The sequence below is a fragment of the Sphingobacterium haloxyli genome, from assembly GCF_002980525.1.
Classification (GTDB): Bacteria; Bacteroidota; Bacteroidia; order Sphingobacteriales; family Sphingobacteriaceae; genus Sphingobacterium; species Sphingobacterium haloxyli.
The window spans coordinates 58,874-84,713 of the sequence record NZ_PVBQ01000010.1 but is presented as its reverse complement, the minus strand read 5'-3'; the positions used below and the strand labels follow the sequence as shown (position 1 = coordinate 84,713).

Annotated in this window: 22 protein-coding genes; 17 read left to right on the top strand and 5 right to left on the bottom strand. The window is 43.6% G+C overall.

The window, feature by feature from the left end:
* The first annotated feature begins 3 nt into the window (after positions 1 to 3).
* From C5745_RS13385 to C5745_RS13320, 14 genes are all read left to right on the top strand, one after another.
* A complete protein-coding gene (locus tag C5745_RS13385; RefSeq protein ID WP_105717516.1) occupies positions 4 to 921 on the top strand; it encodes a glycosyltransferase family 2 protein in 918 nt (305 codons plus the stop codon).
* 2 nt (positions 922 to 923) lie between these two features.
* Positions 924 to 2,231, top strand: a complete 1,308-nt coding sequence (locus tag C5745_RS13380) for an O-antigen ligase family protein (RefSeq protein WP_105717515.1) — start codon at positions 924 to 926, stop codon at positions 2,229 to 2,231.
* Entirely contained in the window at positions 2,215 to 3,180 is a 966-nt protein-coding gene (locus C5745_RS13375; protein ID WP_105717514.1) for a glycosyltransferase family 2 protein, read from the top strand. The genes C5745_RS13380 and C5745_RS13375 overlap by 17 nt, the downstream gene beginning before the upstream one ends.
* Positions 3,181 to 3,444: 264 nt before the next feature.
* Positions 3,445 to 4,395, top strand: coding sequence for an ATP-grasp fold amidoligase family protein (locus C5745_RS13370; RefSeq protein ID WP_105717513.1), 951 nt, complete (start codon positions 3,445 to 3,447; stop codon positions 4,393 to 4,395).
* Between the two features lie 11 nt (positions 4,396 to 4,406).
* Positions 4,407 to 5,714, top strand: coding sequence for a glycosyltransferase family 4 protein (locus tag C5745_RS13365; protein WP_207795807.1), 1,308 nt, complete (start codon positions 4,407 to 4,409; stop codon positions 5,712 to 5,714).
* A 62-nt stretch (positions 5,715 to 5,776) separates the two neighbouring features.
* Positions 5,777 to 6,883: a DUF1972 domain-containing protein gene (locus tag C5745_RS13360; protein ID WP_105717512.1), complete on the top strand. Its 1,107-nt coding sequence runs from the start codon at positions 5,777 to 5,779 to the stop codon at positions 6,881 to 6,883.
* An 8-nt stretch (positions 6,884 to 6,891) separates the two neighbouring features.
* Positions 6,892 to 7,944, top strand: a complete 1,053-nt coding sequence (gene rfbB / locus C5745_RS13355; protein WP_105717511.1) for a dTDP-glucose 4,6-dehydratase — start codon at positions 6,892 to 6,894, stop codon at positions 7,942 to 7,944.
* Positions 7,945 to 7,953: 9 nt separating this feature from the next.
* Complete coding sequence (gene rfbC / locus C5745_RS13350; RefSeq protein ID WP_105717510.1) at positions 7,954 to 8,502, top strand: dTDP-4-dehydrorhamnose 3,5-epimerase; 549 nt, start codon at positions 7,954 to 7,956, stop codon at positions 8,500 to 8,502.
* A gap of 11 nt (positions 8,503 to 8,513) precedes the next feature.
* Positions 8,514 to 9,368 carry a dTDP-4-dehydrorhamnose reductase gene (gene rfbD, locus C5745_RS13345; RefSeq protein WP_105717509.1) on the top strand — a complete coding sequence of 285 codons (855 nt, stop codon included), beginning with the start codon at positions 8,514 to 8,516 and terminating at the stop codon, positions 9,366 to 9,368.
* A 17-nt stretch (positions 9,369 to 9,385) separates the two neighbouring features.
* Complete coding sequence (rfbA, locus tag C5745_RS13340; protein ID WP_105717508.1) at positions 9,386 to 10,243, top strand: glucose-1-phosphate thymidylyltransferase RfbA; 858 nt, start codon at positions 9,386 to 9,388, stop codon at positions 10,241 to 10,243.
* A 20-nt stretch (positions 10,244 to 10,263) separates the two neighbouring features.
* Positions 10,264 to 11,817 carry a capsule assembly Wzi family protein gene (locus C5745_RS13335; RefSeq protein ID WP_105717507.1) on the top strand — a complete coding sequence of 518 codons (1,554 nt, stop codon included), beginning with the start codon at positions 10,264 to 10,266 and terminating at the stop codon, positions 11,815 to 11,817.
* 50 nt (positions 11,818 to 11,867) lie between these two features.
* Entirely contained in the window at positions 11,868 to 13,250 is a 1,383-nt protein-coding gene (locus C5745_RS13330; RefSeq protein WP_105717506.1) for a nucleotide sugar dehydrogenase, read from the top strand.
* 26 nt (positions 13,251 to 13,276) lie between these two features.
* The gene (locus tag C5745_RS13325) at positions 13,277 to 14,305 is read left to right on the top strand and encodes an NAD-dependent epimerase (RefSeq protein WP_105717505.1); all 1,029 of its coding nucleotides are present in this window, start codon (positions 13,277 to 13,279) and stop codon (positions 14,303 to 14,305) included.
* A 27-nt stretch (positions 14,306 to 14,332) separates the two neighbouring features.
* The gene (locus tag C5745_RS13320) at positions 14,333 to 14,815 is read left to right on the top strand and encodes an adenylyltransferase/cytidyltransferase family protein (protein WP_105717504.1); all 483 of its coding nucleotides are present in this window, start codon (positions 14,333 to 14,335) and stop codon (positions 14,813 to 14,815) included.
* A gap of 39 nt (positions 14,816 to 14,854) precedes the next feature.
* On the opposite strand, the gene C5745_RS13315 is transcribed toward C5745_RS13320, so the two are convergent.
* The 5 genes from C5745_RS13315 to C5745_RS13295 all read right to left on the bottom strand — a co-directional run bounded on the left by C5745_RS13315 (position 14,855) and on the right by C5745_RS13295 (position 20,753).
* The gene (locus tag C5745_RS13315; RefSeq protein ID WP_105717503.1) at positions 14,855 to 16,084 is read right to left on the bottom strand and encodes a DUF4374 domain-containing protein; all 1,230 of its coding nucleotides are present in this window, start codon (positions 16,082 to 16,084) and stop codon (positions 14,855 to 14,857) included.
* 28 nt (positions 16,085 to 16,112) lie between these two features.
* A complete protein-coding gene (locus tag C5745_RS13310; RefSeq protein ID WP_105717502.1) occupies positions 16,113 to 18,287 on the bottom strand; it encodes a TonB-dependent receptor domain-containing protein in 2,175 nt (724 codons plus the stop codon).
* Positions 18,288 to 18,497: 210 nt separating this feature from the next.
* Complete coding sequence (locus C5745_RS13305) at positions 18,498 to 20,126, bottom strand: PepSY-associated TM helix domain-containing protein (RefSeq protein ID WP_105717501.1); 1,629 nt, start codon at positions 20,124 to 20,126, stop codon at positions 18,498 to 18,500.
* Between the two features lie 2 nt (positions 20,127 to 20,128).
* Positions 20,129 to 20,410 (bottom strand): hypothetical protein, encoded by a 282-nt coding sequence (locus tag C5745_RS13300; RefSeq protein ID WP_105717500.1) that lies wholly within the window; start codon positions 20,408 to 20,410, stop codon positions 20,129 to 20,131.
* A gap of 10 nt (positions 20,411 to 20,420) precedes the next feature.
* The gene (locus tag C5745_RS13295; RefSeq protein ID WP_105717499.1) at positions 20,421 to 20,753 is read right to left on the bottom strand and encodes a hypothetical protein; all 333 of its coding nucleotides are present in this window, start codon (positions 20,751 to 20,753) and stop codon (positions 20,421 to 20,423) included.
* Between the two features lie 202 nt (positions 20,754 to 20,955).
* Between C5745_RS13295 and C5745_RS13290 the strand changes: the two genes are divergently transcribed.
* The 3 genes from C5745_RS13290 to C5745_RS13280 are packed head-to-tail and all read left to right on the top strand — an operon-like array spanning position 20,956 to position 25,827.
* Positions 20,956 to 21,558, top strand: coding sequence for an RNA polymerase sigma factor (locus C5745_RS13290; protein ID WP_105717498.1), 603 nt, complete (start codon positions 20,956 to 20,958; stop codon positions 21,556 to 21,558).
* A gap of 46 nt (positions 21,559 to 21,604) precedes the next feature.
* Positions 21,605 to 22,708, top strand: a complete 1,104-nt coding sequence (locus C5745_RS13285; RefSeq protein ID WP_105717497.1) for a FecR family protein — start codon at positions 21,605 to 21,607, stop codon at positions 22,706 to 22,708.
* Between the two features lie 17 nt (positions 22,709 to 22,725).
* Positions 22,726 to 25,827, top strand: a complete 3,102-nt coding sequence (locus C5745_RS13280) for a SusC/RagA family TonB-linked outer membrane protein (RefSeq protein WP_105717496.1) — start codon at positions 22,726 to 22,728, stop codon at positions 25,825 to 25,827.
* The last annotated feature ends 13 nt before the right edge of the window (positions 25,828 to 25,840 follow it).

The following is a 25,840-nucleotide window of genomic DNA, read 5'->3' as shown; positions in this document are numbered from 1 at the left end:
CAGATGAAAACAACTAAGATTGATTATTCAATAGTTATTCCTCATCATAATATTCCGGTATTATTACAGCGATGTTTGGATAGTATTCCAGACATTGACACCATAGAAGTTATTATTGTTGACGATAACAGTGATAGAAGTATTGTAGATTTTAATAATTTTCCCGGTATTAACCGGAATAATACAAAAGTAGTTTTCTCTAAGGAAGGGAAAGGTGGTGGACATGCAAGAAATGTGGGCTTAAATATCGCCTCAGGAAAATGGGTTTTATTTGCCGATGCGGACGATTTTTTTACTGAGGATTTCGAGGAAATTCTTGGAAAGCACGTGGATGACGATAATGACATCCTTTATTTTAATATCGTCAGTGTATATTCTGATGATATATCAAAGCTAGGGGCTCGACATTTAGGAATAAGCAAGCTATTCGATAATTATAGACGACATGAGAGCTTTCTAGATACATTCAGGGTTAGATACCCTGAGCCTTGGGGAAAGATAATTAAACGAAGGTTGATTGTCGACCACAAAGTCGAATTTGATGAGACGAAAGTATCGAACGATTATTTTTTTTCTGTTCAAGTAGGGTGTCTTTCTAAAAAGATTAAAATTGTTGATCGGATACTATATATAGTGACAGTTCGCCCTGGGTCAGTAAGTTATAATTTTGCAGAAAATATAGATGTATTGACGACTAGATTGGATGTAGCAATTAAAGTACAAAGTTATATTCAAAAATTCGGCTATTCTTTATCCCCCATGCCCGTGCGAGGATTGCTGGTTTTGTTATTGAAGACGAATCGAAAACTATTTTTAAAGTATCTATACAAGATCTATATGAGTGAAATTCCTCTTAGCAAGGTTCTCGTAGAGTTGTTCTCGCCAAGATATTTTAATAAGGGTATACGATCAAAGATATAACTATGGTTTTTTTAATTATTGGTGCCATGCTGATTGTTTATTCAAGGTTTGACTTTAAGAAATCCTTCCTTATTTTCTTGACCTATAAGTTTTTTTTGGTCACCAATATTACGGTCATCTCTGTACCAGGTATTCCCTTATTGACATTGGATCTCTTCCTGACCCTATATTACGTAGTTGTTTTTCTTTACAAGAAGCAGAACAAGATGAGATTATTGCAGAAGTTTCCCTATCGCATACCTTTCATTGCTTTAGCGATATCTTGGTTCCTTTCCACAATTTTTTCTATCTCAGGATTTTCTTCAGCTGTAAGTGAATTTGTAAAAGAACTGTTTACCCAATTGCTACTAATATGGGTGATGTGGGAAATCGTTAGAAGGAAGAGCGACTGGGTGTTTCTCTTTAATAGTATAACAGTCTGTATATTTATAACCTGTTTATATGGTTATTACGAAAAGGTAACTCAAAGCAACCCGTTGGTTGCGTATGAGATGACATTAGTCGATGATTCAAGTCGAGCTATTGATTTCACCTATGATGAGGAAATAGGTAGAGGGTTTCGTGCACAGTCGGTGTTTGAACACGCCATCGGCGCCGGGATTAACTGGGCATTATACGTTCTTTTTGTTTTTACGCTTTATTTTAGATATAGACTCAACCTAGTTAACTGGTTCTCACTTCTGGTAGCCGTCATGTGCATACCCTGCATTCTATTTACAAATAGTAGGGCACCACTCGTCTTTTTAGGGATAGGATCTTTAGCTTATATCAACTTTAAGAATAAAAAATTTATTATCTCTGTTTTTGTGATAATGATCGGTTTAGCAGTTGGCTCATCGTTATTTGAAGAATACTCGGCCAATATTTTAAGCATTTTCGACTCGAGTTATCAAAAAGAGGTTGGCGGAAGTAATTCGGACATGCGGTTAGAGCAATTAGCAGCTGCGCTTGCCGTGATGGAGCGTTCGCCGATCTTGGGACTCGGGTATAAATTTTCGAGACTATTGGAAAATGATATCCACGTGTCCGCCTTATTAGGTCTTGAAAGTATTTGGTTTAAAGTTTTAACGCAATTTGGTATAGTTGGCATTCTGTCTTATACAATATATGCTGCGTATTCTATGGTAATTATCCCAAAACGGTATAATTCATTCCCTGTTTTTATTATTTCACTTGCTTATTGGATAACAGCATCACTTACCTCAACGCCAGGGATGCTTTTTCATTTTTTCTTCATCGTCATACTGTTTTTTATACGATTTAGTATATCTCAGTCAAAAAAAGGATTAATCTATGTTTCCCAAGCCTAAAGTATCGATTGTAATTGTGTCTATGAATAATGTCAAGCAATTGTTCCCTTGTTTAGACAGCATCGCTAGACATACCTCTTTAAAGATAGAAGTACTAGTGGTGGCCTATTTGTTTAGCAAAGAGAATTTGGTTCTTCTAAGGGAGAGCTATCCTTGGATCAGAATTATAGAAAGCAATGAGATCCGCGGTTTTTCGGAAAACAACAATTTAGCTTTGAGGGAATCAACGGGAGAGTACTGTTTTGTTTTAAATGACGATACAGAGTTCCGGATGTCAGTACTTGAGAAACTTGTTGAAAGTATTGAGAGTCTGAAAGAAGATGTGGCAATTATGAGTCCTGTAACTGTATTTCCCAATGGAAAGATTCAAACATGTGGCCGCCCACCAATAGATTTTAAAACTTATATTTCGTTGGTATTGAGATTGTGCAATGAAAAGTCGGGACCATATGTTAATCAATCTGGGATATTTAAGTCATATAATATTCTAGGGGCAGCATTTTTAATAAAGAGAGAAATATTTGCGAAGGTCGGCTGGTTTGATGAGCGATTTTTCTTTTGTCCCGAAGACATTGCACTATCTACTAAATTAAATAAATTGGGGTACTCCTGTTATGTAGATTCAAGCGTGGAAGTAGTGCACTATGAAGGAATGAGTGGAAAATCCACTTCACTAGTTCAAACCGCTACAAAGCCCGCAGCATGCATAGGCAATATAATTTTTCATTCCGAGGATAATAAGTTTAAGGAATTGTTTTTACGTATGCTCTTGTTTAACATAAGCATCTTGAAATTCATAATGCACAGTTGTAAATCTTTGGGAAAATCGAAAACAGACGTCAACTATATTTTATCTTTAGGAGACCTTAATTGCGCTTCCGCTTGTCTGTCGAGGTTGTCACCAAAGCAACTATTTGTCAAATATTATAATACAATTAAGAAGCGTTAATTACACGATTGCTGTAAAGCTTTCGGTGCTCTGACGAGTCTAATATATTTTGCAAATTCCATTGTCACTGGAAAATAGATAGTTAATAAATTAGAAATAAGATTATTATGCAGGATGACTATAAATATATAATAAATAATTCACCAAAGGGTGCCTCAATTTATGCTGGATATAGAAATCATCGAGGGGAACCCCGTGAGGTGGTTTTCGTAAGCATATTTTTTTCTGGGTCGCAATTCTTCAACATATCTCTCCATAAAAACAATGGGCAACACTAAGTTATTCAAACGGTTGAAAGACATTCCTTTCGTCTATCATAGTTATCTAAATCTAAAAAATAGTATAAATAATGCGTTGTATACCGATTATGCTTTTTGCCGAAAGACTTACAAAAAGACACACGGAGAATATCCTAATATAGATTTACCACAGACTTTTAGTGAGAAGCTCCTTTGGTCTATGTTTAACCATCGCGACCAGGTTTATATACAATGCGCAGACAAGTTTGAAGTTAGAGATTATGTCAAACGAAAGATCGGGGAAGAATATTTGATTAATTCTTTCGGTGTTTTTGATCATGTTGATAGTATCGATTTTCGAAGTCTACCAAATCAATTCGTAATTAAGGCCACTCATGGGTCCGGGTGGAATATAATTGTTGAGGATAAAGACAGAGAGAATATTTCAAATATACGAAAGCGAATTAGATATTGGCTTAAAACTAACTATTTTGAATTCAATAGGGAATGGCCTTATAAATATATGAAAAAGCGGGTGATCTGCGAGGAGTTTATTGGAGAAGAGCGAGGCACGCCTCCAGAGGATTATAAGTTTTTTTGCTTTAATGGGGAACCAAAACTAATTCAATTAGACATCGGACGTTTTACTTCACACAAGCGAAATGTTTACGACACAGAGTGGAGTCGTATAGGCGGTGTAGAAATAGCACATGAACAAGACGAGAATAATATATACCCTAAGCCGAAGAATTTAAAAGAGATGATAGACGTCGCAAGGAAATTATCGGAAGACTTTAACCATGTACGGATAGATTTATACAATGTTCAAGGAAAGGTTTATTTCGGAGAAATGACCTTTTTTCATGGGGCTGGTTCAGCCGAATACTTTCGGCCAAAAGAGTTCCATCTACAGTTGGGAGAGTGGTTTGATCTTCCGTCAGAAAATATAAATTCTTGGATGCGAAATGATGGTTGAGTCAGTATATTATGAAAAGTGAAAAGGCTAGCGGAAATGAAAAAAAAATGAAAATAGTAATTGTTAATTATCGATACTTTGTTTCTGGAGGTCCGGAAAGATATTTATTTAATATAAAGCAAGTATTGGAAAGCAAAGGGCATGAAGTTATACCATTTAGCATTCAGCACTCTAGAAATGTTCATTCGGAATTTAGTAACGATTTTCTGTCATCAATAGGCACCGGCGATGAAGTCTACTTTAGTCAGTATAACACGAGATCATTAAAAGATAGTGTTAAGGGGTTTGCGAGAATGACATACTCGGTTGAAGCGAAAAGAAGATTTAGTAAGTTTTTGAAGAAGACTAGACCCGATATTGTGTATATACTATATTACCAAAACAAAATATCCTGCAGTATAGTAGACGCTGCGCATAAGTTGAATATTCCAATTGTTCATCGGATATCTGATTATTCATTGGTAAGCCCATGTAACAGTTTATTTAGATATGATAAGAATGAAATATGTGAGAAGTGTTTACATGGTTCCAAAGTTAACGCTGTTAAATATAAATGCGTATATAATTCTGCGATCTACTCGTTAGTAAAGGCGTTGGCTCTAAAGATCCAAGATTTAGTGGATATTAAATCAAAGACAGACGCATTTATTTTTCCATCTAATTTTACGTTAACGAAGTTTCTCGAGGGGGGATTCCCAGCGAGAAAACTGCATTATATACCTACTTTATTTAATCACAACATTCTGAGAGGTGATATTAAAATATCCTATCAAAATTTTGCTTTGTATGTCGGCAGATTAGATCAAGATAAGGGGATTTTGACGATGTTGAAAGCGTTTGTAAACACAAGCTATAACTTAAAAATTATAGGATTCTCAAGTAGTGGTTATATGAGTACTATCGAGGATTTTTTAAAAGACAAAAATCATAACATAGAATTTTTGGGTAAGATGGATTTTAAAGAAATGCAAACCTACTTATCCGGTTGTCTTTTTACAATTATACCATCAGAATGGTACGATAATTTACCTAATACATTACTCGAAAGTTTCGCTTTTAGTAAATGTGTTATAGCTTCAGATCTTGGCAGTTTAGCAGAAAATATCGAAAATAATATTACTGGACTTTTGTTTGAAAACAAGAATGTTAACTCGTTAAAAGAAAAGGTGGATTTTCTATTTCAAAATTCGTCGGAGGCCAAAAGAATAGGAAAAAATTGTGGTTTAAAGATAAGAGAAAAATACTCGGCTGAGGATCACTATAATGAATTGATGTCTGTTTTTGAGAAAGTGAAAGAAGACAGAAGAGTTAGTAGCTGATTGTTGTTTGATAATTATACATATAGCTTTAATTTAAGGAAATTGATGTTAATCGTTCATATATGAAAATAGCAATAGTTGGAACACGGGGAATCCCGAATTATTATGGTGGATTTGAACAGTTTGCTGAGTATCTTTCTTTAGGGCTAACTGAGAGGGGACATCAGATAACTGTTTATAACTCTCACGTACATCCCTTTCAGGAGAATGAGTGGAGAGGTGTTGAAATAATTCATTGCTACGATCCAGAAGATAAAATAGGGACAGCTGGGCAGTTTATTTATGACTTGAATTGTATTCGAGATCTGCGTAAAAGAAAATTTGATATAGTACTTCAATTAGGGTACACAAGCAGTTCGGTTTGGGGTTGGTTATTGCCTAAGGATACTGTAGTCACCACAAACATGGATGGGCTAGAATGGAAGCGGACAAAATATTCCTCTAGAGTACAGAAATTTTTAATGTGGGCGGAAGGACTAGGTGTTAAATATAGCGACCATCTAATTTCTGATTCGATTGGGATACAAGATTATCTAACTGAAAAATACGGACGACCTTCAACTTTTATCCCTTATGGAGCTCACGCTTTTGAAAGCCCTCAACAAGGAGTATTAAATGAATATAATCTAGAACCTTATAATTATGACCTTTTAATTGCGCGACTGGAACCGGAAAATAGTATTGAAGTTATCTTAGATGGTGTAGCGAGAGCAGATATAGGCCGGAAGTTTTTAGTAATCGGAAAGAATGAAACAGCTTATGGCGAGTATTTGAAAGAGAAGTATAAGAGTAGAACCACGATACTTTTTTTAGGAGGAATCTACAATATAGAAAAGTTAGATTCTATACGCTATTTCTCTAACCTATATTTTCATGGTCATACCGTTGGTGGCACAAACCCTTCCTTGCTTGAGGCGATGGCTTCTGAAAGTTTGATTTGTGCTAACCGAAACCCGTTTAACCAATATATTTTGGGAGAAGATGCGCTTTATTTTTCTACTCCCAAGGATGTCAGTGATGTTTTATCAAAAATCCAGAAGCATGATGAACTTTTTCAAAGAATGGTAAGAAACAATATAGCTAAGATCAAAGACACGTACGCATGGGAAAAAATCATAGATCAGTATGAATCTCATTTCAATACTGTATTTAATAAAATAAACCGTTAACGAGGACTATGAAGAAAACTGTTTTAATCACCGGCGGTGCCGGTTTCATCGGCTCACACGTCGTGCGTGAGTTTGTGACCACACATCCCGACTATCAAATTATCAATCTGGATGCGCTAACCTATGCCGGTAACCTTGAAAACCTGCGGGACGTTGAATATGTGCCCAACTATACCTTTATAAAGGCAGATATCACCGATGCGGCGCATATACGGGATATCTTCAGCGAATGCAGGCCGGACGGCGTTGTCCATCTCGCCGCGGAATCGCACGTAGACCGTTCGATCACCGATCCATCCGCGTTTGTGATGACCAACGTGATCGGCACAGTAAATTTACTGAACGCCGCGAAGGAAATCTGGAAGGACAGCTATGAAGGTAAACGCTTTCACCATGTATCTACCGATGAAGTATACGGTGCGCTGGGCGAAACAGGCCTGTTTACCGAGGAGACAAAGTACGATCCACACTCGCCCTATTCGGCATCCAAAGCTTCTTCCGACCATTTTGTACGGGCTTACCACGATACCTACAGTCTGCCGATAGTACTGACAAACTGCTCGAACAACTATGGTCCAAACCACTTTCCGGAAAAGCTGATCCCTCTGTGTATCCACAATATACTGAACAGCAAGCCGCTTCCAATCTATGGTGACGGCAAATATACCCGTGATTGGCTTTACGTGATCGACCATGCAAAGGCCATTGATTTGGTGTTTCATAAAGGAATAAATGGTGAAGCTTATAATGTAGGAGGTTTTAACGAATGGCAGAATATTGACTTGGTGAAAGAACTGTGCAGGCAGATGGATGAAAAGCTAGGACGCCCGGAAGGTACATCTGCAGAGCTGATCACGTTCGTGAAAGATAGGCCAGGGCATGATGTCCGCTATGCCATCGATGCGACAAAGATCAATCAAGAGCTGGGCTATCAGCCTTCAGTGACCTTTGAAGAGGGATTGTCCAAGACCATAGATTGGTTTTTGGGTAATCAGGAGTGGCTGGATCGGGTAACCTCAGGCGATTATCAACAATATTATGAAAAACAATACAGTAAGTAAATAAGCGAAATGAAAATAACGGAAACAGCACTGAAAGACTGCTATATATTCGAGCCTGCTGTATTTGGAGATAGCAGAGGTTATTTCGTTGAAAGTTTCAATGCACGCATCTTCAACCAGCTTACCGATACGCAAACAGTATTTGTTCAGGATAATCAGTCATACTCAACGAAAGGTGTCCTGAGAGGGCTACATGCGCAGGCAGGAGAAAATGCACAGGCTAAGCTGGTCAGAGTACTGCAAGGAACAGTACTGGATGTGGCGGTTGACACTCGTCCGGAATCACCGACTTTCGGACAGCATGTAGCCGTGGAACTTTCGGCAGAAAATAAACGGCAGCTATTTGTGCCAAGGGGATTTCTACATGGGTTTGTGGTACTGAGCGAAACGGCAACCTTTTTTTATAAGTGCGACAACTTTTATAACAAGGAATCGGAATGTGGGGTAAAGTTTGACGACCCTGCACTGGGCATTGACTGGGGGCTTCCACACGATGAGCTGCTGATCTCCGACAAGGATCAGGTATTACCCAGTTTCAAGGACATATTTGGCGGTTAAACAGAAGAAAGATGAAGATATTGGTAACAGGTGCATTCGGTCAACTCGGTTCGGAAATCCGGGACCAACACCAGAAGTATACCGCAGACACCTTTGTGTTTGTAGACATACAAGAGATGCCCTTAGACGATACCCAACGGGTGACTGAGGTATTGGATGAAATACGGCCCGATGTTATCATCAGTGCGGGAGCGCACACGGCCGTAGACAAAGCGGAATCGGAGCCGGAACTAGTGAACAGGATCAACCACCTAGCGGTTGCCGCTATGACAGATTGGGCAAAAGAGAACGGAAAGAGGTTGGTACATGTATCGACCGACTATGTCTTTCAAGGCAACAGCAGCATGCCTCTAAAGGAGGATGAACCGACCGATCCGATCAATGTATACGGTTTAACGAAGGAAAAAGGTGAACAGGCGATTATTCGCTCAGGAGCCGATGCGGTGATTATCCGCACGGCGTGGGTTTATTCCAGTTATGGGGCAAACTTCGTGAAAACGATGATTCGCCTGATGAAAGAAAGGGATTCGATCGGGGTTATTGCAGATCAAATCGGTTCACCGACCTATGCAAAAGATCTGGCTACCGCGATCCTGACTATTGTGCACGGAGACAAATGGAAAAGGGGTATCTACCACTTCTCGAATGAGGGTGAAATCTCTTGGTACGACTTCGCCGTCGCTATCCGGGAGCTCGAAGGACTGGACTGCGAAATAAATGGAATTACTACCGACCAGTACCCAACAGCGGCCAGGAGACCGAAATATTCGTTGCTGGATAAAAGCAAGATCAAGGAGCAGTTTGGATTGTCTGTCCCATTCTGGAAGGACAGCCTCGAAGAGATGTTGCACAAGTTGAATGCCTAAAAATAAAAAATAAACAGATGAAAGGAATTATACTTGCCGGCGGATCCGGCACACGTTTACACCCTTTGACACTAGCAGTTTCGAAGCAATTGATGCCAGTGTATGACAAGCCCATGATCTATTATCCCCTGTCAACATTAATGTTGGCAGGAATTAATGAAATATTGATCATTTCCACACCACAGGACCTGCCCAATTTTCAGAAGCTGCTCGGCGATGGTTCACAGATCGGCTGTAGGTTTTCCTACAAGGTGCAGCCCTCGCCGGATGGGCTGGCACAGGCCTTTGTCCTAGGTGAGGAGTTCGTCGGTGATGATAAGGTCGCCTTGATCTTGGGGGATAATATTTTTTACGGATCGGGCATGTCAAAACTCTTGCAATCCTGCGCCGATCCAGATGGGGGTTGTGTTTTCGCCTATCAGGTGCAAGATCCGGAACGTTATGGCGTGGTAGAATTTGATGGAGAAAATAAAGTGGTGTCTATCGAGGAAAAGCCAACAGAGCCTAAATCAAACTATGCAGTACCCGGGCTTTATTTCTACGATAATGATGTGGTGGAAATTGCAAAAAATATACAGCCTTCGCCGCGTGGTGAACTGGAGATCACGGATGTAAATAAAGAATACTTGAAACGTGGGAAGCTGAAGGTGGGGGTTTTCGACCGGGGTACCGCTTGGCTGGATACAGGAACCATAGAGTCTTTGATGCAGGCCGCACAGTTTGTTCAGGTTATTGAAGAACGACAGGGGATGAAGATTGCCGCTATTGAAGAGGTAGCGTATCGCATGGGCTGGATTAATGAAGCGCAATTGAGGAATGTGGCGAGTCCGTTGGTGAAAAGTGGTTATGGGAATTATTTGATGAAGTTGTTTTAACAGCAAATAAGATACCTAAAATGAAGTATGTAAGTCAAATTATTGTACCCTCCTTATTCGTTTTCCTGTTCGGGGTAGGGTTTGGTACTAAATCATATGCACAATCAGACACGGCCCGGCAATATGTAGAGGTCAGCTTACTGTCGGGTTACACCGGTAACGATGTAGTGCCGTTTTGGATGCGATCCAACCAATATGGTTCTATCCCATTGGATGGCGCTTCGGGGGGATTAGTGGTGCGCGCGGCAAAAAATTACGGCATACAAGGTGAGTGGAGCGAACGTGCAGATAAGACCGCCTCGGTGCGGGATTGGGGTTATGGCGTGGAAGCGCGCACTAATGTTGGCTCTACAACACAGGTCCAGCTGATTGATGCCCATGTTAAAGCGCGGTACGCGATGTTCGAGGCAAAGCTGGGTCGTACGAAAGACGTTATGGGGTTAAATGGTGATACCGTATTAAGTTCTGGAAACTTTGCAGTGTCAGGAAATGCGTTGGGCATGCCCATGTTAGACATCCGCATTCCGGAATATTATCGCTTGCCTTGGTTTGGTGGACTTTTTTCATTTAAGGGAAATTTTGCGAATGGATATGTGGGTAAAATGTGGATAGATACAGGAACCTTTACTCATCATAAACCTGAATCCTTGCCAACTTTTTTACATCAGAAGTCGCTATATGGTCGGTTAGGAAAGGGAAATTGGCGGCTCAACTTGTATGGGGGGATTAACCATCAGGTACAGTGGGGGAGCGAAAAGGAGGTATATGGAAATTATTATACCCTAAATGGTATAGAGACATTTTGGCATGTGGTGTGGGGGAAGTCGTACGGCGCGTTCAACGTTCCCCGATCGAAACTTGGCAATCAACTGGGATCTATTGACCTCGGATTTTCCTACGATTGGGATCAAATAGAGCTCATGGCTTATCGACAGAATATCTATGACGTTGGCGCGATATCCAAATTAGCGAACATCGCGGATGGACTCAACGGTATTACCATAACAAATAAGCGATACAATACTACCAATAAGAACTGGGATTGGCATAAACTGCTCTTCGAATTTTTCTATTCGAAAGACCAGGCGGGTTATCCTTGGTCGAAGCGGACAGCGTCTGGAGACGAAGACTATTACAACAACTATTATTACACAGAGGGGTGGTCGTATAAAAAGCAAGGTGTAGGAACGCCTCTGATTGCGCCAGCTCATACGGTTAAAGAGGGGCAAGCACATGATCCAATAGACTACTTTATCAGTAATCGTGTTGTAGCGGGCCACATCGGCACTCGTGGTCGTATTTGCCAATGGGAGGTATTGGGCAAAATGACTTTTGCCAAACATTATGGAACCTTTGCAACGAGTATCCATGGTAAATCAACTGGAAGCATTCGACATGTTCCGTACCCTGAAACGTTTGAACCTGTCTTGCAGTTCTCTGCCTATCTTCAGGGAGAACGTAAACTACGAAACAACTTTTTTCTCGGCGTTCGAGTTGCTTTAGACCAAGGTCAATTATTGGACAATAGCACCGGTGGGCAGGTATCATTGCGAAAGTTTTTCGGAAAAAAGTAGAAAAGGAATACTGGCGTAACCGGTCGTTTCGACAATTTAAAAATAGAATTATGAAGCAAATAAAAAAGATTACCTGTATCGGAGCAGGCTATGTTGGAGGACCAACAATGGCCGTTATTGCGCAAAAGAACGTGAATGTAGAAGTTACGGTAGTGGATCTAAACCACTCCCGTATTGCCGCCTGGAACGACGCCGATCTAAATAACCTGCCGGTATACGAGCCTGGCCTGGACGCAGTAGTCAGCGAAGCCCGCGGCCGTAACCTGTTTTTCTCCACCGACGTCGATAAGGCGATCGATGAGGCCGATATGATTTTCATTTCGGTGAACACACCGACGAAAACGTATGGAAAGGGAAAAGGACAAGCCGCGGACTTGAAATTTATCGAGCTCTGTGCCCGCCAGATTGCAGCGGTGGCTAAAGATGATAAAATCGTGGTAGAGAAGTCTACCCTTCCAGTGCGTACGGCAGAGGCACTAAAAAGTATATTGGATAATACAGGCAACGGGGTGAACTTCCACATCCTTTCCAATCCTGAATTTTTGGCGGAAGGAACAGCCGTCACGGATCTTCATCATCCCGACCGGGTATTGATTGGCGGCGAGGACGAACAGGCCATCGAAGCATTAGTGCAAGTTTACGAAGCGTGGGTACCTCGTGAACGTATTCTGACGACGAATCTGTGGTCATCTGAGCTATCTAAATTAGTAGCAAACGCTTTCCTAGCACAACGTGTATCTTCCATCAATGCTATATCAGAACTATGTGAGGTTACGGGAGCAAATGTGGACGAGGTGGCACGGGCCATCGGACTGGACTCGCGTATCGGGCCAAAATTCCTCAAGGCGTCGGTGGGCTTCGGCGGATCCTGTTTCCAGAAGGATATCTTGAACCTGGTATACATCGCCAGAACATATAATCTGCAGGCAGTAGCGGACTATTGGGAACAGGTCATACTGATGAACGACCATCAGAAGACGCGCTTTGCCGAGAAGATTATCCAGACGATGTACAACACCGTGAACGGCAAGCATATTGCGTTTCTAGGTTGGGCCTTTAAGAAAGATACCAACGATACACGTGAATCCGCGGCCATTTATGTTGCTGACCACTTGACGGACGAAGAAGCCCAGGTAGTGGTGTATGATCCAAAGGTATCCGCAGAACAGATATATAAAGATCTGGATTACCTAGGTACGCGTTCACCAGAGGACAACCGTCGCTTGGTTAGGGTTGTCGACAATCCGTACGAAGCTTTAGACGGAGCGCATGCAGTTGCGGTGCTGACGGAGTGGGATGAGTTTAAAGATTATGATTGGGCGAAGATCAAGGAAGGCATGAAAAGACCATCTTTTGTATTTGACGGCCGCAAACTATTGAACAGAAGAGAACTGAATAAGTTGGGATTTGCATATTATGCCATCGGGGAATAAGCATATTCACATATAAACGAAAACGTATGAAATACAAAAAGATACTCGTTACGGGAGCAGCTGGGTTTGTTGGTTTCCATTTAAGCAAGACACTGCTTGATCAAGGAGTGGATGTTGTAGGCTTGGATAATATAAATGACTATTACGACGTCGATCTCAAATATGCGAGACTTGCGGAACTCGGGACGGAACGGGAGGAATCTGAAAGCTGGAACCACGAAGCGAGTTCTAGCAAATACCCGAATTTTCGGTTTGTGCGGTTGAACTTAGAAGACCGGGATGCGTTGCCGAAGCTTTTTGAAAGAGAAAAATTCGATGCGGTAGTCAACTTAGCTGCACAGGCAGGTGTACGCTATAGTCTGGAGAACCCGATGGCCTATGTAGATAGCAACGTGGTGGGCTTTGTGAATATTTTAGAATGTTGTCGACATCATCAGATAGGACATTTGGTGTACGCTTCCAGCTCGTCGGTATATGGAGAGAATGGAAAAGTGCCTTTCTCGGAAGACGATCGGGTAGATTTTCCGGCGAGCCTCTACGCTGCGACCAAGAAAGCGAACGAGCTGATGGCACACACCTATAGCCATTTGTATAAAATTCCTACATCGGGCCTGCGTTTCTTTACGGTATATGGCCCCTGGGGGCGTCCGGATATGGCGCCAATCTTGTTTGCGTCGGCGATTACAGAAGACCGACCGATAAAAGTATTTAATAACGGTGAGATGAGCCGTGATTTCACCTATATCGATGATATTGTACAGGGTATTATCATTACGTTGAACAATCCGCCGGCACAGGAAAAAGAGCAGCCGATGTACCAGGTGTTTAATATCGGAAACGGCTCTCCGGTTTCGTTGATGGAATTCATCGAAACACTAGAGCAGAACCTGGGTAAAGTTGCCGAAAAAAACATGTTACCTATGCAACCGGGTGATGTGCCACGTACATGGGCGGATACAGAGCATTTGAATGCATTGGGTTACAACAGTAAAACGCCGATTCAGGAGGGCGTGAAGCGGTTTGTAACGTGGTTTAAGGGATATGATCACAAATAACGGAAACAACAACTTAACAATAAAATTATGAAAAACAAACCAGCTAAAAAGAAAGAAGATTACAATCCCGGCCCTCGCGTCGGTATTACCTTTTCGACGTTTGACCTATTACACGCCGGGCACATCATGATGCTGGCAGAAGCAAAGCGACAATGCGATTATCTTATCTGCGGTTTGCAAATGGATCCTACGTTGGATCGACCGGAGAAAAATGCACCTACCCAAACGGTCGTAGAACGTTACATTCAATTACGTGGCTGCCAATATGTTGATGAAATTGTTCCGTATTCAACAGAGCAAGATCTGGAAGATGTCCTTCGTTCCTTTAAGTTGGACGTGCGCATCGTAGGTGATGAGTATGCCAATAAGGATTTCACGGGTAGAAAATATTGCGAAGAAAAAGGTATTGAGTTGTACTTCAATAGTCGAGATCATCGTTTCTCCAGTTCGGGACTACGCAAGATCGTATATGAAAAAGAGAACGAAAAAAACGGAAAAAGAACGGGCTAGCAAAGCCCATTCTTATTTATTGCGATCGACTGAAAAGCTTTAATTCAAACGACTGATGGCCGTGATCGTTCCGCCTTCCACCTTTAGCCCTTGGGTAGCCGTCGCCGTTTCTGCATTGATATTGTATACATAACTGATACCACTTTTTAAGGTAACGCCGATAGCTACCGTCTTACCGTCTAGCGGTGTATAGTTATTGGTCGTCACGTTTGCAATGTTGCTAGCTTCCGGAAAGCCCGTTACAAATTTTACCGTTTTCGCATCGAAGTCAATGATACCGATGTGTGCACCTACACTATAAACGCCCTTTTCTGCTTTCGTTGTGAAATGGCCAACCGCTTTACCGTTTCCGATATAGGTCCAGTTGGTGATATTGTATCCGCTCGTTGCCGCTTCCAAATCAAAGTAGTAGTCATCGAACGCCGTCGTACCCGCTTTAATACGTGTAATGGCAGATGGTTTTGTCGAAATGAAGACATTATCCTTGCCATTGTTTATAGCAATAGCGGGAGAAAATGCATAAACATCGCCGTTTTCCACTTTCGCCAAGCCATCTACAAAATACCGACCAATATAGCTGGTCCGATCATCCTTGATGACTTTTTCCAATTGCATTTCAGGGTAGGAGTATACCGCTATCCACGCATTGTCCGGATAATCGGTGCCCCATCCAGCCTCTTCGGTCGCTTTGATGCTGAAGAAAGGAGCGAATACCTTATTTCCTACTTGTTTTATCCACGAGAAATGGGCGATTTCACTATTTCCGGTGAGTTCCTCGTGCGTGTTTATCTTACCACTTCGCACGATGTTGAGTGCATCGGTATCTACGCTGTACCATTGTGATTCCGAAGTCGTCAAGTTGCGCGCCACTTTCATGAGCAGGATATCGTTGTCAACCGGAGCGAAAGCGTGGACCGTCTCTGTCTGGAAATTGGTGACCTTACGTAACAAACCGTCCTGTAAGTCGTACGCGGTAACCGCACCCGGGTTTCCTTGTCCGTACAGCATGCTGTAAAATCTATTATTGTGCGCTAAATAGTAACGATAGGTTCCATCCTGTTCGGTCCCGTTACCCGCTGTACTTATCGTTCCACTTTCCAGTGTAGGAGCATTAATCAGGTAATCGGCCACGCCGGTCTGCGCAACCGGTGTAACGGCTACTACGAAATTGCCTCTGGTCTGTCTGTCGATGTCTTCATCTTTGTCGCATGAACTGAAGCCTAGTGCTAGAAGCCCCAGCCCCAACGCTACATTTTTAATTGCATTCATTGTATTTAAATTATAATATAAACGATTGTTATTGATTGTGTAAGAAATACCGGAATTTGATATAGAAACCACGACTTGGCTTCTGTAGACTGAAGTTATCATACAACAACGCGTCGGTCAGGTTTTTACACTCCAGCGCGATATTATATCGTCCGTTCTGCATGGTATACGTAATATTGGCGTCGTGCGCCAGCTGCTGCGGTACAAACTTTTTATCGCCACCCCGGCTCGGCCAGTACAGATAGAATTGATGGACATACAGTAGGTTGTATCCTATACTTAGCCGATTGCCTTTTCCGCCAAAATCTTTGAGAAACAACGAAGCATCGGCATTTCCAAAAGCATAAGGAAGGTTGGGCATGCGGTCTTGATAAACCGGGCTGATACTGGTATAGCCCGGCTCATACTTTTGTTCGTTCCGCACATTTTGATACGTAAAGTTGGCCCCGGCAATAAGAAGATCACGGAAGGAATAACGTACTTCAACGTCTCCACCCATATTGGAGACACCGTCTAGGTTGGCCGGAACATACTTTGATTGGTTGTTATTCAGAATCCGATAGATATAATCGGTAGAATAGCGGTAGATCGCGCTCCCCGAAAAGGAAAAATGGTGTGCATCGTGGAGCGAGACGAAATAAGATAATCCGAGATTAGCGTTGTGGCTCGATTCGGGTTTTAAACGGTAGTTGCCTTCCAAGTTTTCTACATCTCCGTATAACTCATCACTTTCGGGCAGGCGTATACTCTTTTCATAAGATCCTTTTAGTTGTAATTTGGGGTTCAAAAAGTAACTGGCCGCTGTTCCATAGCCGAAGTAGTTGTGACTTTTCCGGGCTTCTTGATAAAACTCTTGCTTGGTTGCAGGGTCTGTTCCCAAGGTGTCCGTGACCGCCGTCTGATGATAGAACTTACCAAAAACAGAAATATTCCATTTATCCGCGACATCATAAATATAGCCTGCGCCCAAGATGTTCTTGTTTGTCTTCTTGGGCACATTATAGCGTGCTTGGTTCGGATTCAGCTCGTTTTCACCTTTACGGTCAAACGTGTTGAAAACGTTGTTCAGCGTTACCTGTTGATTTTCGTTTATTCGATAATTCACGGTCGCGGTAGCCAGACCGTTGTTGTTCCGGTAGCGGTAAAGTCCGCCATCACGCTCACCACCCCCGCGACCCGTCTCGGTGGGTTCACCTATCCAATAATAACGCAGCGCAACGGTATCAATACTCCTTTCCTCTCCAAAATTATAGTTGGCGTTGAGGGTTACGTCCAGCCCTTCCAATAGCAGGTCTTTTTTCTGGTAGGTCAGCGATGGCATCAGGAGATTGCCCCTACGGTGCCAGTCTCCAAACACCGAAGCCATCCGTGCACCGGTTTGCATCTCCTTATAATTCTGGCCAACCGTCATTCCTAATAAGAGCCTATCCGCATAGGCTTTATTGACCACGCCTAGTTTCGCGACGAGGGTTTCGTTATGATACTGGTCATGAAACCGTCTCAACCGCTGATTGCGAAAGTATTGACCGGAGGCGTCGGAGGCCTCGTCTAGCGTTACCCAGTAGTTGTTGTCCGAATAATTCTGAAAGGCACTGAGCTGTAAAGTGAATCCCGTCTTGCTCGTCATGCCTGCATTAATGGCCGTCCGATGGGTATTGAACGAGCCATAGGAATAGGACACGTCCACGTAATTACCGATATTGCGGGATGAAACAATGTTTACCGCACCACCCAAAGCATCGGAACCCAGCCAGATAGGCACCACGCCTTTATAAACTTCTACGCGGTCGGCAAAATTGATCGGAATATTATTGATCTGGAAGGATGTTCCCATATTATCGATCGGTACGCCGTCCAGAAAGAACCGGACGTGATTGCCCGAAAATCCATTCAACGAGAAATTGATATTAGAACCTACACCGCCAGTCTCGCGGACACGAACACCGGACACCCGGTCCAGGGCATGGGAAAGATCAAGTGTCGTATTGTGTAGGGATTTTGCATCCAGCGCCGTCACATTATACGGCTGGCGGTTTACTTCCTGTACCTGCGTGCGCCCATGGACCACCACGCTGTCAATCAGCCGCCTGTCCTGTGGTATACCGGTGTCGCTCGTGTCACGCCGGACCGCCTGTGCTTTGAGGGAACCCACAGAAATCACCATAGCCCATAGCACGGCTGTATAAATTTTATTATATTGCATCACTTTAGTTTGACGATTAAAGTTTGGTAGACAACGTCTACCTTATGGAGGTCTGGTTGCCGCCAGGCCTCTTCTTGTTATATAACTTCCGAAACAGATTGCCGTCTATTATCGGAGAGCTGCATTTCCTTTATAATACTATTTAGATTAAATATAAACAACACGGCAAAGTTATCACTTGAGATCACAAATCCAAAAAGAAAATTTTTTTTAACGGTTGAACCCCTTCCGCTTAGCGCCATCTCGTTGTATCTTCAAAAACGCGATGATCGCAACAACCGAAATCGCTATCCATAGGAGGTCGAAGAATAAGATATCCGTTTCGCCGGTAGCAAAGGTCTTCCAAATCCAGTTACCACCATACAGCCCGTTCACCACGGGGATACACAGACCCAAAATAGCGCCCGATAGGAGCGTCTCCATATTTGTCGCCCGCAAGTTCCGTCTTATCACATAAAAAACAGACAAAGCAAGCCAGCTGTAAAAATAAACCGAATAAATAAACGCCTGGTTCACTTCCGGATAAACTTTGACAGCAATAAATGTCAGTGCCGTGACCGGAAGCATGGTCAAGCATATGGCTATAAATACATTGCTCGCCCAGAAGTTGAACACCCTTTTATGCTTAGGTACATTCTTTTTATCGCGGGCTACCAACCATATCAGAATACCCGATATAATAACCATGCAGCCCATAATGCCCAAAATAAAAAAAGTTATTTTCACGGGATAACCACCGAAATCCCCAAAATGGAGGTGATAGATAATGCTAGACACTTTATCTTTATAAGACGAAGCCGTATGCGGATCTTTTTCATAAACCAGCATATTGTCCTGAATCCGATAGACCGCTTTACCTTCACCAGAAAAATTCAGCTTGGGATTAGGCTTTGCATGCACAATGAGATGCATACTCTCATCGCCATAGTTCTTAATAAAGATACGGCTAAATTCGGCCCCTTCCCACTTTTGTTCCAATTCGGCGAGGTACGGCTGCATGCTGAAATCCTGATCAATAGGCTTGTAAAGGTATTCGTAGGTCGTACCATCCGAGAAACCCAAGTCCTGATAAAGTTCTTGCTGTTTGCCGTCATAGAGGTATTTGCTCAATGGTGTGACGAGCACCCAGTTCACGATCAAGATAATGCCCGTCAGGGCAAAAATAAACTGAAAAGGAAAGCCAATGACGCCCAATGCCGTATGCATATCCGTCCATACGGTTTTCCATTTGCTCCACGGCCGGAATACAAAGAAATTGGATACGATCTTATCCCAATGCAGCAGTAAGCCCGTAATTAGCGCGAAGAGAAACAAAAAAGAAACTAATCCAGCCAACGCATAACCAAATGGAGCGCCTATATTAATCGGGACCTGGTTCAGCTGGGCTAGAAAGTGCAATCGGTAAAGAAATTCGCCCATATCATAGCTCTCAGCATAGGTACTGGCTTTTTCCTGATGGAAATCGTAATAGAAGAAAGTCGCATCGCCACCCCGGCGGCCGGGTCTTTGCCCTTCTGGTGGCGCTTGTTGCGGTTTCGTAACGGTGGTATCTTTCGATACGCTCATGTTTACGGAAGCCCCCAGCGAATGAGGCTGTAGATAGAAGGTAATGTCCCTTCCCTTCAGATCATGTGTTTGGCGGAGTGAATCCAACAGGAAATCAAAATCTTTCTCAGCATCCTTATTCGCCTCATACGAGACACCATGTTGCCAAGCCCGTATCTCATGCTTGAAGAAAGAGAAGGAACCGGCAAAAAAGATTATATATAATAAGGCACAGATAATAATGCCGCTAATCGTATGCGTATTGAAATAGATATTGTAATTGCGTATGTTCATGGTTATACGTGTAAGAAATGAAATAGGAGATAAAAAACTACCGCCAGCACTGTGTAAATCAGCCATATCCACCAACCATTCTTTGCCAGAAAGGCGTACAGTAGGAGAACCGCCCATAGCACATAACCCGATAAATAGGCGGTGATCACCACATCCTTATCGTGGAATATACAGGTAAGCATTAGGTGGAAGCTCAGCATAACCAAATAACCTCCCACAAAGCCCCCCGTAATTTTCAGAAAACGCTGGAAGGGACTACTTAAATATTTCTTATTTGCAGGCATAATCGATAAACTAAAAGATGAAAGTTTCCATGAGGAGCGATAAAACGAAGAGACTCAGGAGCTGATTCCAGCGAATATACCTTAAGGGGTTGAGGAGCACGATGACACAGAGCATCGCCATGAAGTAACCACCAAATGCAAAGGTGCCCGAGCCAATACCCTGATCGATCACAATTACGGCCCACGATGCTATAAACAGCGCTGTAGCTATAGCCTTCGCCTGCTTCGTATTTTGCGCCACCTGTAGAAATGCGGCGGGCACTTTGCCCAACCTTGCTTTTTTGGAGGTAATGTACAGTAAGTAACAACCTATAAAGAGTACCAGAAAAAGTAAACTATACATCTGCTATTTAGATTTGATTTAAATAAAAGCAAATATAGACGTTTTTATTAAACCGGTGAAAAATATTTAGGATTCGAACGTATTTTTTGCAGAATTTGCGAGGTAATACTTAATAATTTGATAACACATATCCGGTGTTGCTGTGCTGTGTTTTTCAATAATTTTGTCCTGAGTTTCCCGTTTGCCGGGTTCAAAAGTTCGTATGGGACAGCTAAAAAATGAAGAATTAGACATCCAACGTCTGACAGCCGGTGATGTAACGGCTTTTAATCGATTATATGAACGCTATCACAAAGCCGTGCATGGCAATATCCTGAAATTGGTAAAAGCTCCGGAAACAGCTAAAGAGGTACTACAGGATGTTTTCTTGGCGTTGTGGCAGAACCGTTTCAAATTCGAAGGAAAAGATTCAGTTGCCGGCTGGCTATTCGTTGTCAGCTACAACAAATCTTTGAAAGTGCTGCGCCAAAAACTAAACGAGTCGGTAGCGTATGTCGCCGAATATGCCATCGAGCCTGTCGATGATAGCGACAACATCGCCGCAGATGAAGAGCGCTATCTGTTGCAGATGGATCTGCTTGATGAAGCGGTGGCCGTTCTTCCGGCGCGAAAAAAAGAAGTGTTTACGTTATGTCGCTATGAAGGCCGCTCAAAAGAAGACGTAGCCAAAATGCTCGGCATCAGCCCGCAGTCCGTAACCGATTACCTGAAGCAGTCCAATGCCGCAATAAAAGAATATGTGGGGCAACACTACCCGAAATATGCACACAGTATGTTGGGTTTTTTTTTCTTCATGATTTCTTAATCTAAAAAACCATCCCTTTTTTAAGTCAGCTGGGTATTTACAGCTGATGATGGAAGAACTTAGAAAGCGGATCACCGATTTTTGGAAAGGGCACCTGAGCAAAGAAGAGCAACACGATCTGCTCAGGGAGCTTCAGCAAAAAGAAGACGATCTAAAAACCACATTGGAGCAGGCGTTCGAAAAGAGCAATCCGCAGGAAAACGAGCTGCTATCCGATGTAGAATACCGGCAGGTATTGGAAGAGTTGCATAGGCGTATGCTGCCGACTGGTAGTAAAGTCCGTGACGTTACGCTATGGAGGCGCGGGCTGGTTGCTGCTGTCGTCCTGATTATAGGGATAGGTGCTTCCATCTTTGCCTGGCGGACGCAACACTTGTCGTATAGCCCGGATACCCCCACTTACACCCTTCAGGATACGTTACATTTATTTAATACGGAGAAAGTAGACAAGCAAGCCGTCTTGGCGGATGGCTCGATTGTCGTCCTTTCGCCCGGCAGCACGTTGTCTTATTCTTCGGATTATGGTGCGGACACGCGCGAGCTGCACTTGCGTGGACAGGGGCGTTTTAGGGTCGCGCGCGATACTGCGCGTCCATTCGTCGTATGGGCTAATGGCTATACCACGACCGCCCTAGGCACAGAATTTACCATCGACACGCGGGACGCCGATCAGCTGCATATTCAGCTATTATCAGGCAAAATAGTCGTAAAATCGACCCCGAGCGCCACGCAGCCGATGGCCCATCAATATCTATCTCCGGGCGATCAGCTCGAAATACAGACGAGGACAGGCACATTAGCATTGATCAAACAGAAAAAGGAAGCGAAACAACCAAAACCAGAAGATACTTCGGACAGCGTTATTGTTCCGGCTGTTGCGGTCATGAAGTTTGAAGATACCCCGCTGCAGACCGTGTTCGAAACAATTGCCCGTCACAAAGGTACGCCAATATCCATCGACGAAAATTTGCTGACCGGGCTCAGTTTTACGGGCGAATTTAGAGACGACGAACCCTTGCAGGCCATTGTTAGTGTCATCTGTCAGATGAATAATTTAACCTACACCGAAACCGATGAGCATATCCATATACAGCAAAAGCATAATAATACAATCCAAGAAGTCAAAAAGAGTGAAATACAAATCAAGTAAATAATCAAAATAGCGACATGAAGAAAAGAAACATTGTCAGAACCTTAAGATTGGCTATCGGTGGTCTTGCACTATTTGTAGCAGCCAATGCCTGGGCGCAGTCGGGGGGGCAGTTGCGCGGAACCATTATGGACGATACCGGCGCCACGATTCCGGGAGCCACTGTCCAACTTTTAGATGCTAGCGGAAAACCCGTAGCCCAGGTTTCTACCGATGCGAAAGGTATGTTTACGCTAGGTGGCATGCATACGGATGGGAAATACCGTATTAAAGTTAGCATGCTTGGCTACGAACCTTATGAGACGACAGCTAAGCAGGTAAAAGAAGGAGAAAGCAACTCGATGCTGATTCGTTTGAGCGAAGAGTCTTCCGAATTAAATGAAATAGTGGTAGTGGGTTATGGGCAGCAACGCCGTGGCGACCTGACCACAGCCGTCAGTTCGTTGCCCAATGTAGGCACACAAGTCAACCGCCCCGTGACCAACTTAGGCGATATGATGCAAGGTAACGTGGCTGGTGTAACGGTGATGTCAGCCGGAGGAGACCCATCCCAGAACCCCAAGGTATTGATCCGCGGTATGAACTCCTTACAAGATAACGAACCCCTGTATGTCGTGGACGGTATGCCCTACTACGGCGGGCCGATCAATCCCAATGATATCGAGTCGATGGATATTTTAAAAGACGCCGCTGCAGCAGCAATATATGGAGCCCAGGCTTCGTCCGGTGTAATCGTTATCACCACCAAAAAGGGGAAAGCGGGAGCGCCTAAGCTAGCTGCCGATATTTACCGCGGTTGGCAGACAGCCAGCAACTTGCCTTCTGCACTCACGGCCGAACAGTACGCCCAAACGTACAATACGGCTTATGCCAATGACGGGCTGAACCTCTTGCCGGCACACGATCCGGAACAGAATCCATGGGGACAGGTAACGCGAACGAACTGGATGGATGAGATTTTCCAAACCGGCGATATCTTGAATGCGAATGTACAGCTCTCGGGCGGTGGCGAAAAGTCGAGCTATAGCTCTTCCTTTGGTTACCATGATAAAGAAGGGTTATTGCTGAATACAGGTTATAAGCGTTTTGCTTACCGATTGAAATCCGAATTTAATCTCGCAGACCGCGTCACCGTAGGGCAGAACTTTTATCTGAACCATACCGCGGCGCTTGGAACAAACACCGAAAGCAGTTACAGTGGATCGATTATCAACGCCATCTACATGAACCCTGCAGCCCCGGTTTATGATGAACATGGCATGTTCCACGGGACCGTTCCATTCGACCTTTCCGGATTTTCGAGTGCCTATGGTGATACCTATAATCCTGTCGCACTGCTGTTGCGCCCCAGTGTCAACAATCCCACCATCGACGTTAACGGTAACGCTTTCGCATCCGTAAACATTCTAGAAGGTCTGACGTTCAAGTCCAACTTTGGCCTGAACTTGCGCCGATACTCTTATAAACGCTTTGATCCTAAAATTCCGGAAATCGGCCGTGCCAATGGAAACAACTACCTCACGCATGAGGATCAGCGTGAAAACCGTTGGATATGGGATCAGCAATTAAACTATACCCGTAACTTTGGCAGCCATAACCTCGATGCAGTCGCAGTTTACTCTGCGCAGAAGGCGCGTTACGAGCAGTTTTATATACAGGCCAGAGGTTTTGAACGCGAAGAAGGCTGGAACCAGTATATCGGCAATGCGGCTGAAATTCCGGAGTTACCTACCAGCGACGTTTGGGAAGATGCCTTGACCTCGGCCATAGCCCGGCTTAACTATAACTATGCCAATCGGTATTATGTTGGGGCAAGTATCCGCCATGATCGCAGCTCGCGCCTATCAGAAAAAAACCGTTCGGATGTATTTCCATCGGTTTCTGCCGCTTGGAAAATATCTTCCGAGCCGTTTTTCGACAGCTCCATTATAAACGACCTAAAACTTCGTGCTTCCTGGGGCCAGATTGGCAATATTCGTTCGGTACAAAAATATGCCTACAATATACCCTTAACTACGGGTGTATCTACACCCCTAGGTTCCGATAATACCTTGGTCCGGCATTACGCCAGAACAAAACAATTCAATCCCGACATCATCTGGGAACGTTCCGAGTCGTTTGATGTGGGGCTCGACCTGATGGTGTTCAATAAACTCAGCATCGCGGCTGATTATTATCGAAAAACGACCATCGGCATGATTCTAGAAAACGACGCTAATCCGCATATCGGGCTTGAGCGAGGACCGACGGCGAACGTTGGAGACGTGCGCAACGAAGGCTTCGAGGTCGGCGCCCGCTACAACGATCAGTTTGGAGACTGGCAGATCGGGTTTAACGCGAATATCGGCTTTAACAAAAATGAACTCTTGCATCTAGACGGTTATTACAATGATTTTATTGCACATTCTTCCCACGTGCGGGGTGTGCTCCTACCATACCGCTCTACAGCCGGCCAACCGCTTTATTCCTACTACATGATTCCTACAGCGGGTCTCTTCGGATCAGATGCCGAAGCCGAAGCATATACAAACGCGTCAGGCGAGCGGTTGCAGTCTCGTGCAAAGGGAGGCGACCTGAAGTTTGTCGATACGAACGGTGATGGCGTGATCAGTGACGCCGACCGGACCTACATGGGCAGCGCTATCCCCAAATTCACATACGGATTTTCCGCGAATGTGGCGTATAAGAACTTCGATCTAAGCATACTTACTTACGGCGTATCCGGCACAAAAATTTTTAACGGATATAAATATACAGCCTTCAACACAGGTTTGCAGGGCTATAACCTAGACAGCCGGGTACTCGATGCCTGGACGCCCGAAAACACCGATACCGATATACCACGGTTAACACGAAACGATCTTAACGGCAACTTCGGTACGGTGTCCGACTGGTATCTAGAGAACGGCGATTATTTCCGGATTAAAAACATCACCGTAGGGTACCGGATTCCGCCATTGTTGGGTAATTTACAGTCTAGGGTATATTTCTCGGCAGAGAATCCCTTTACGTTTACCTCCTACTCCGGCATTGACCCTGAAGTAGGCGATATTGGCCTGGATGTGGGCAGGTACCCCTTAGCTAAAACTTTTACCGTAGGACTTAACGTTAATTTCTAATATTTCAACAAAA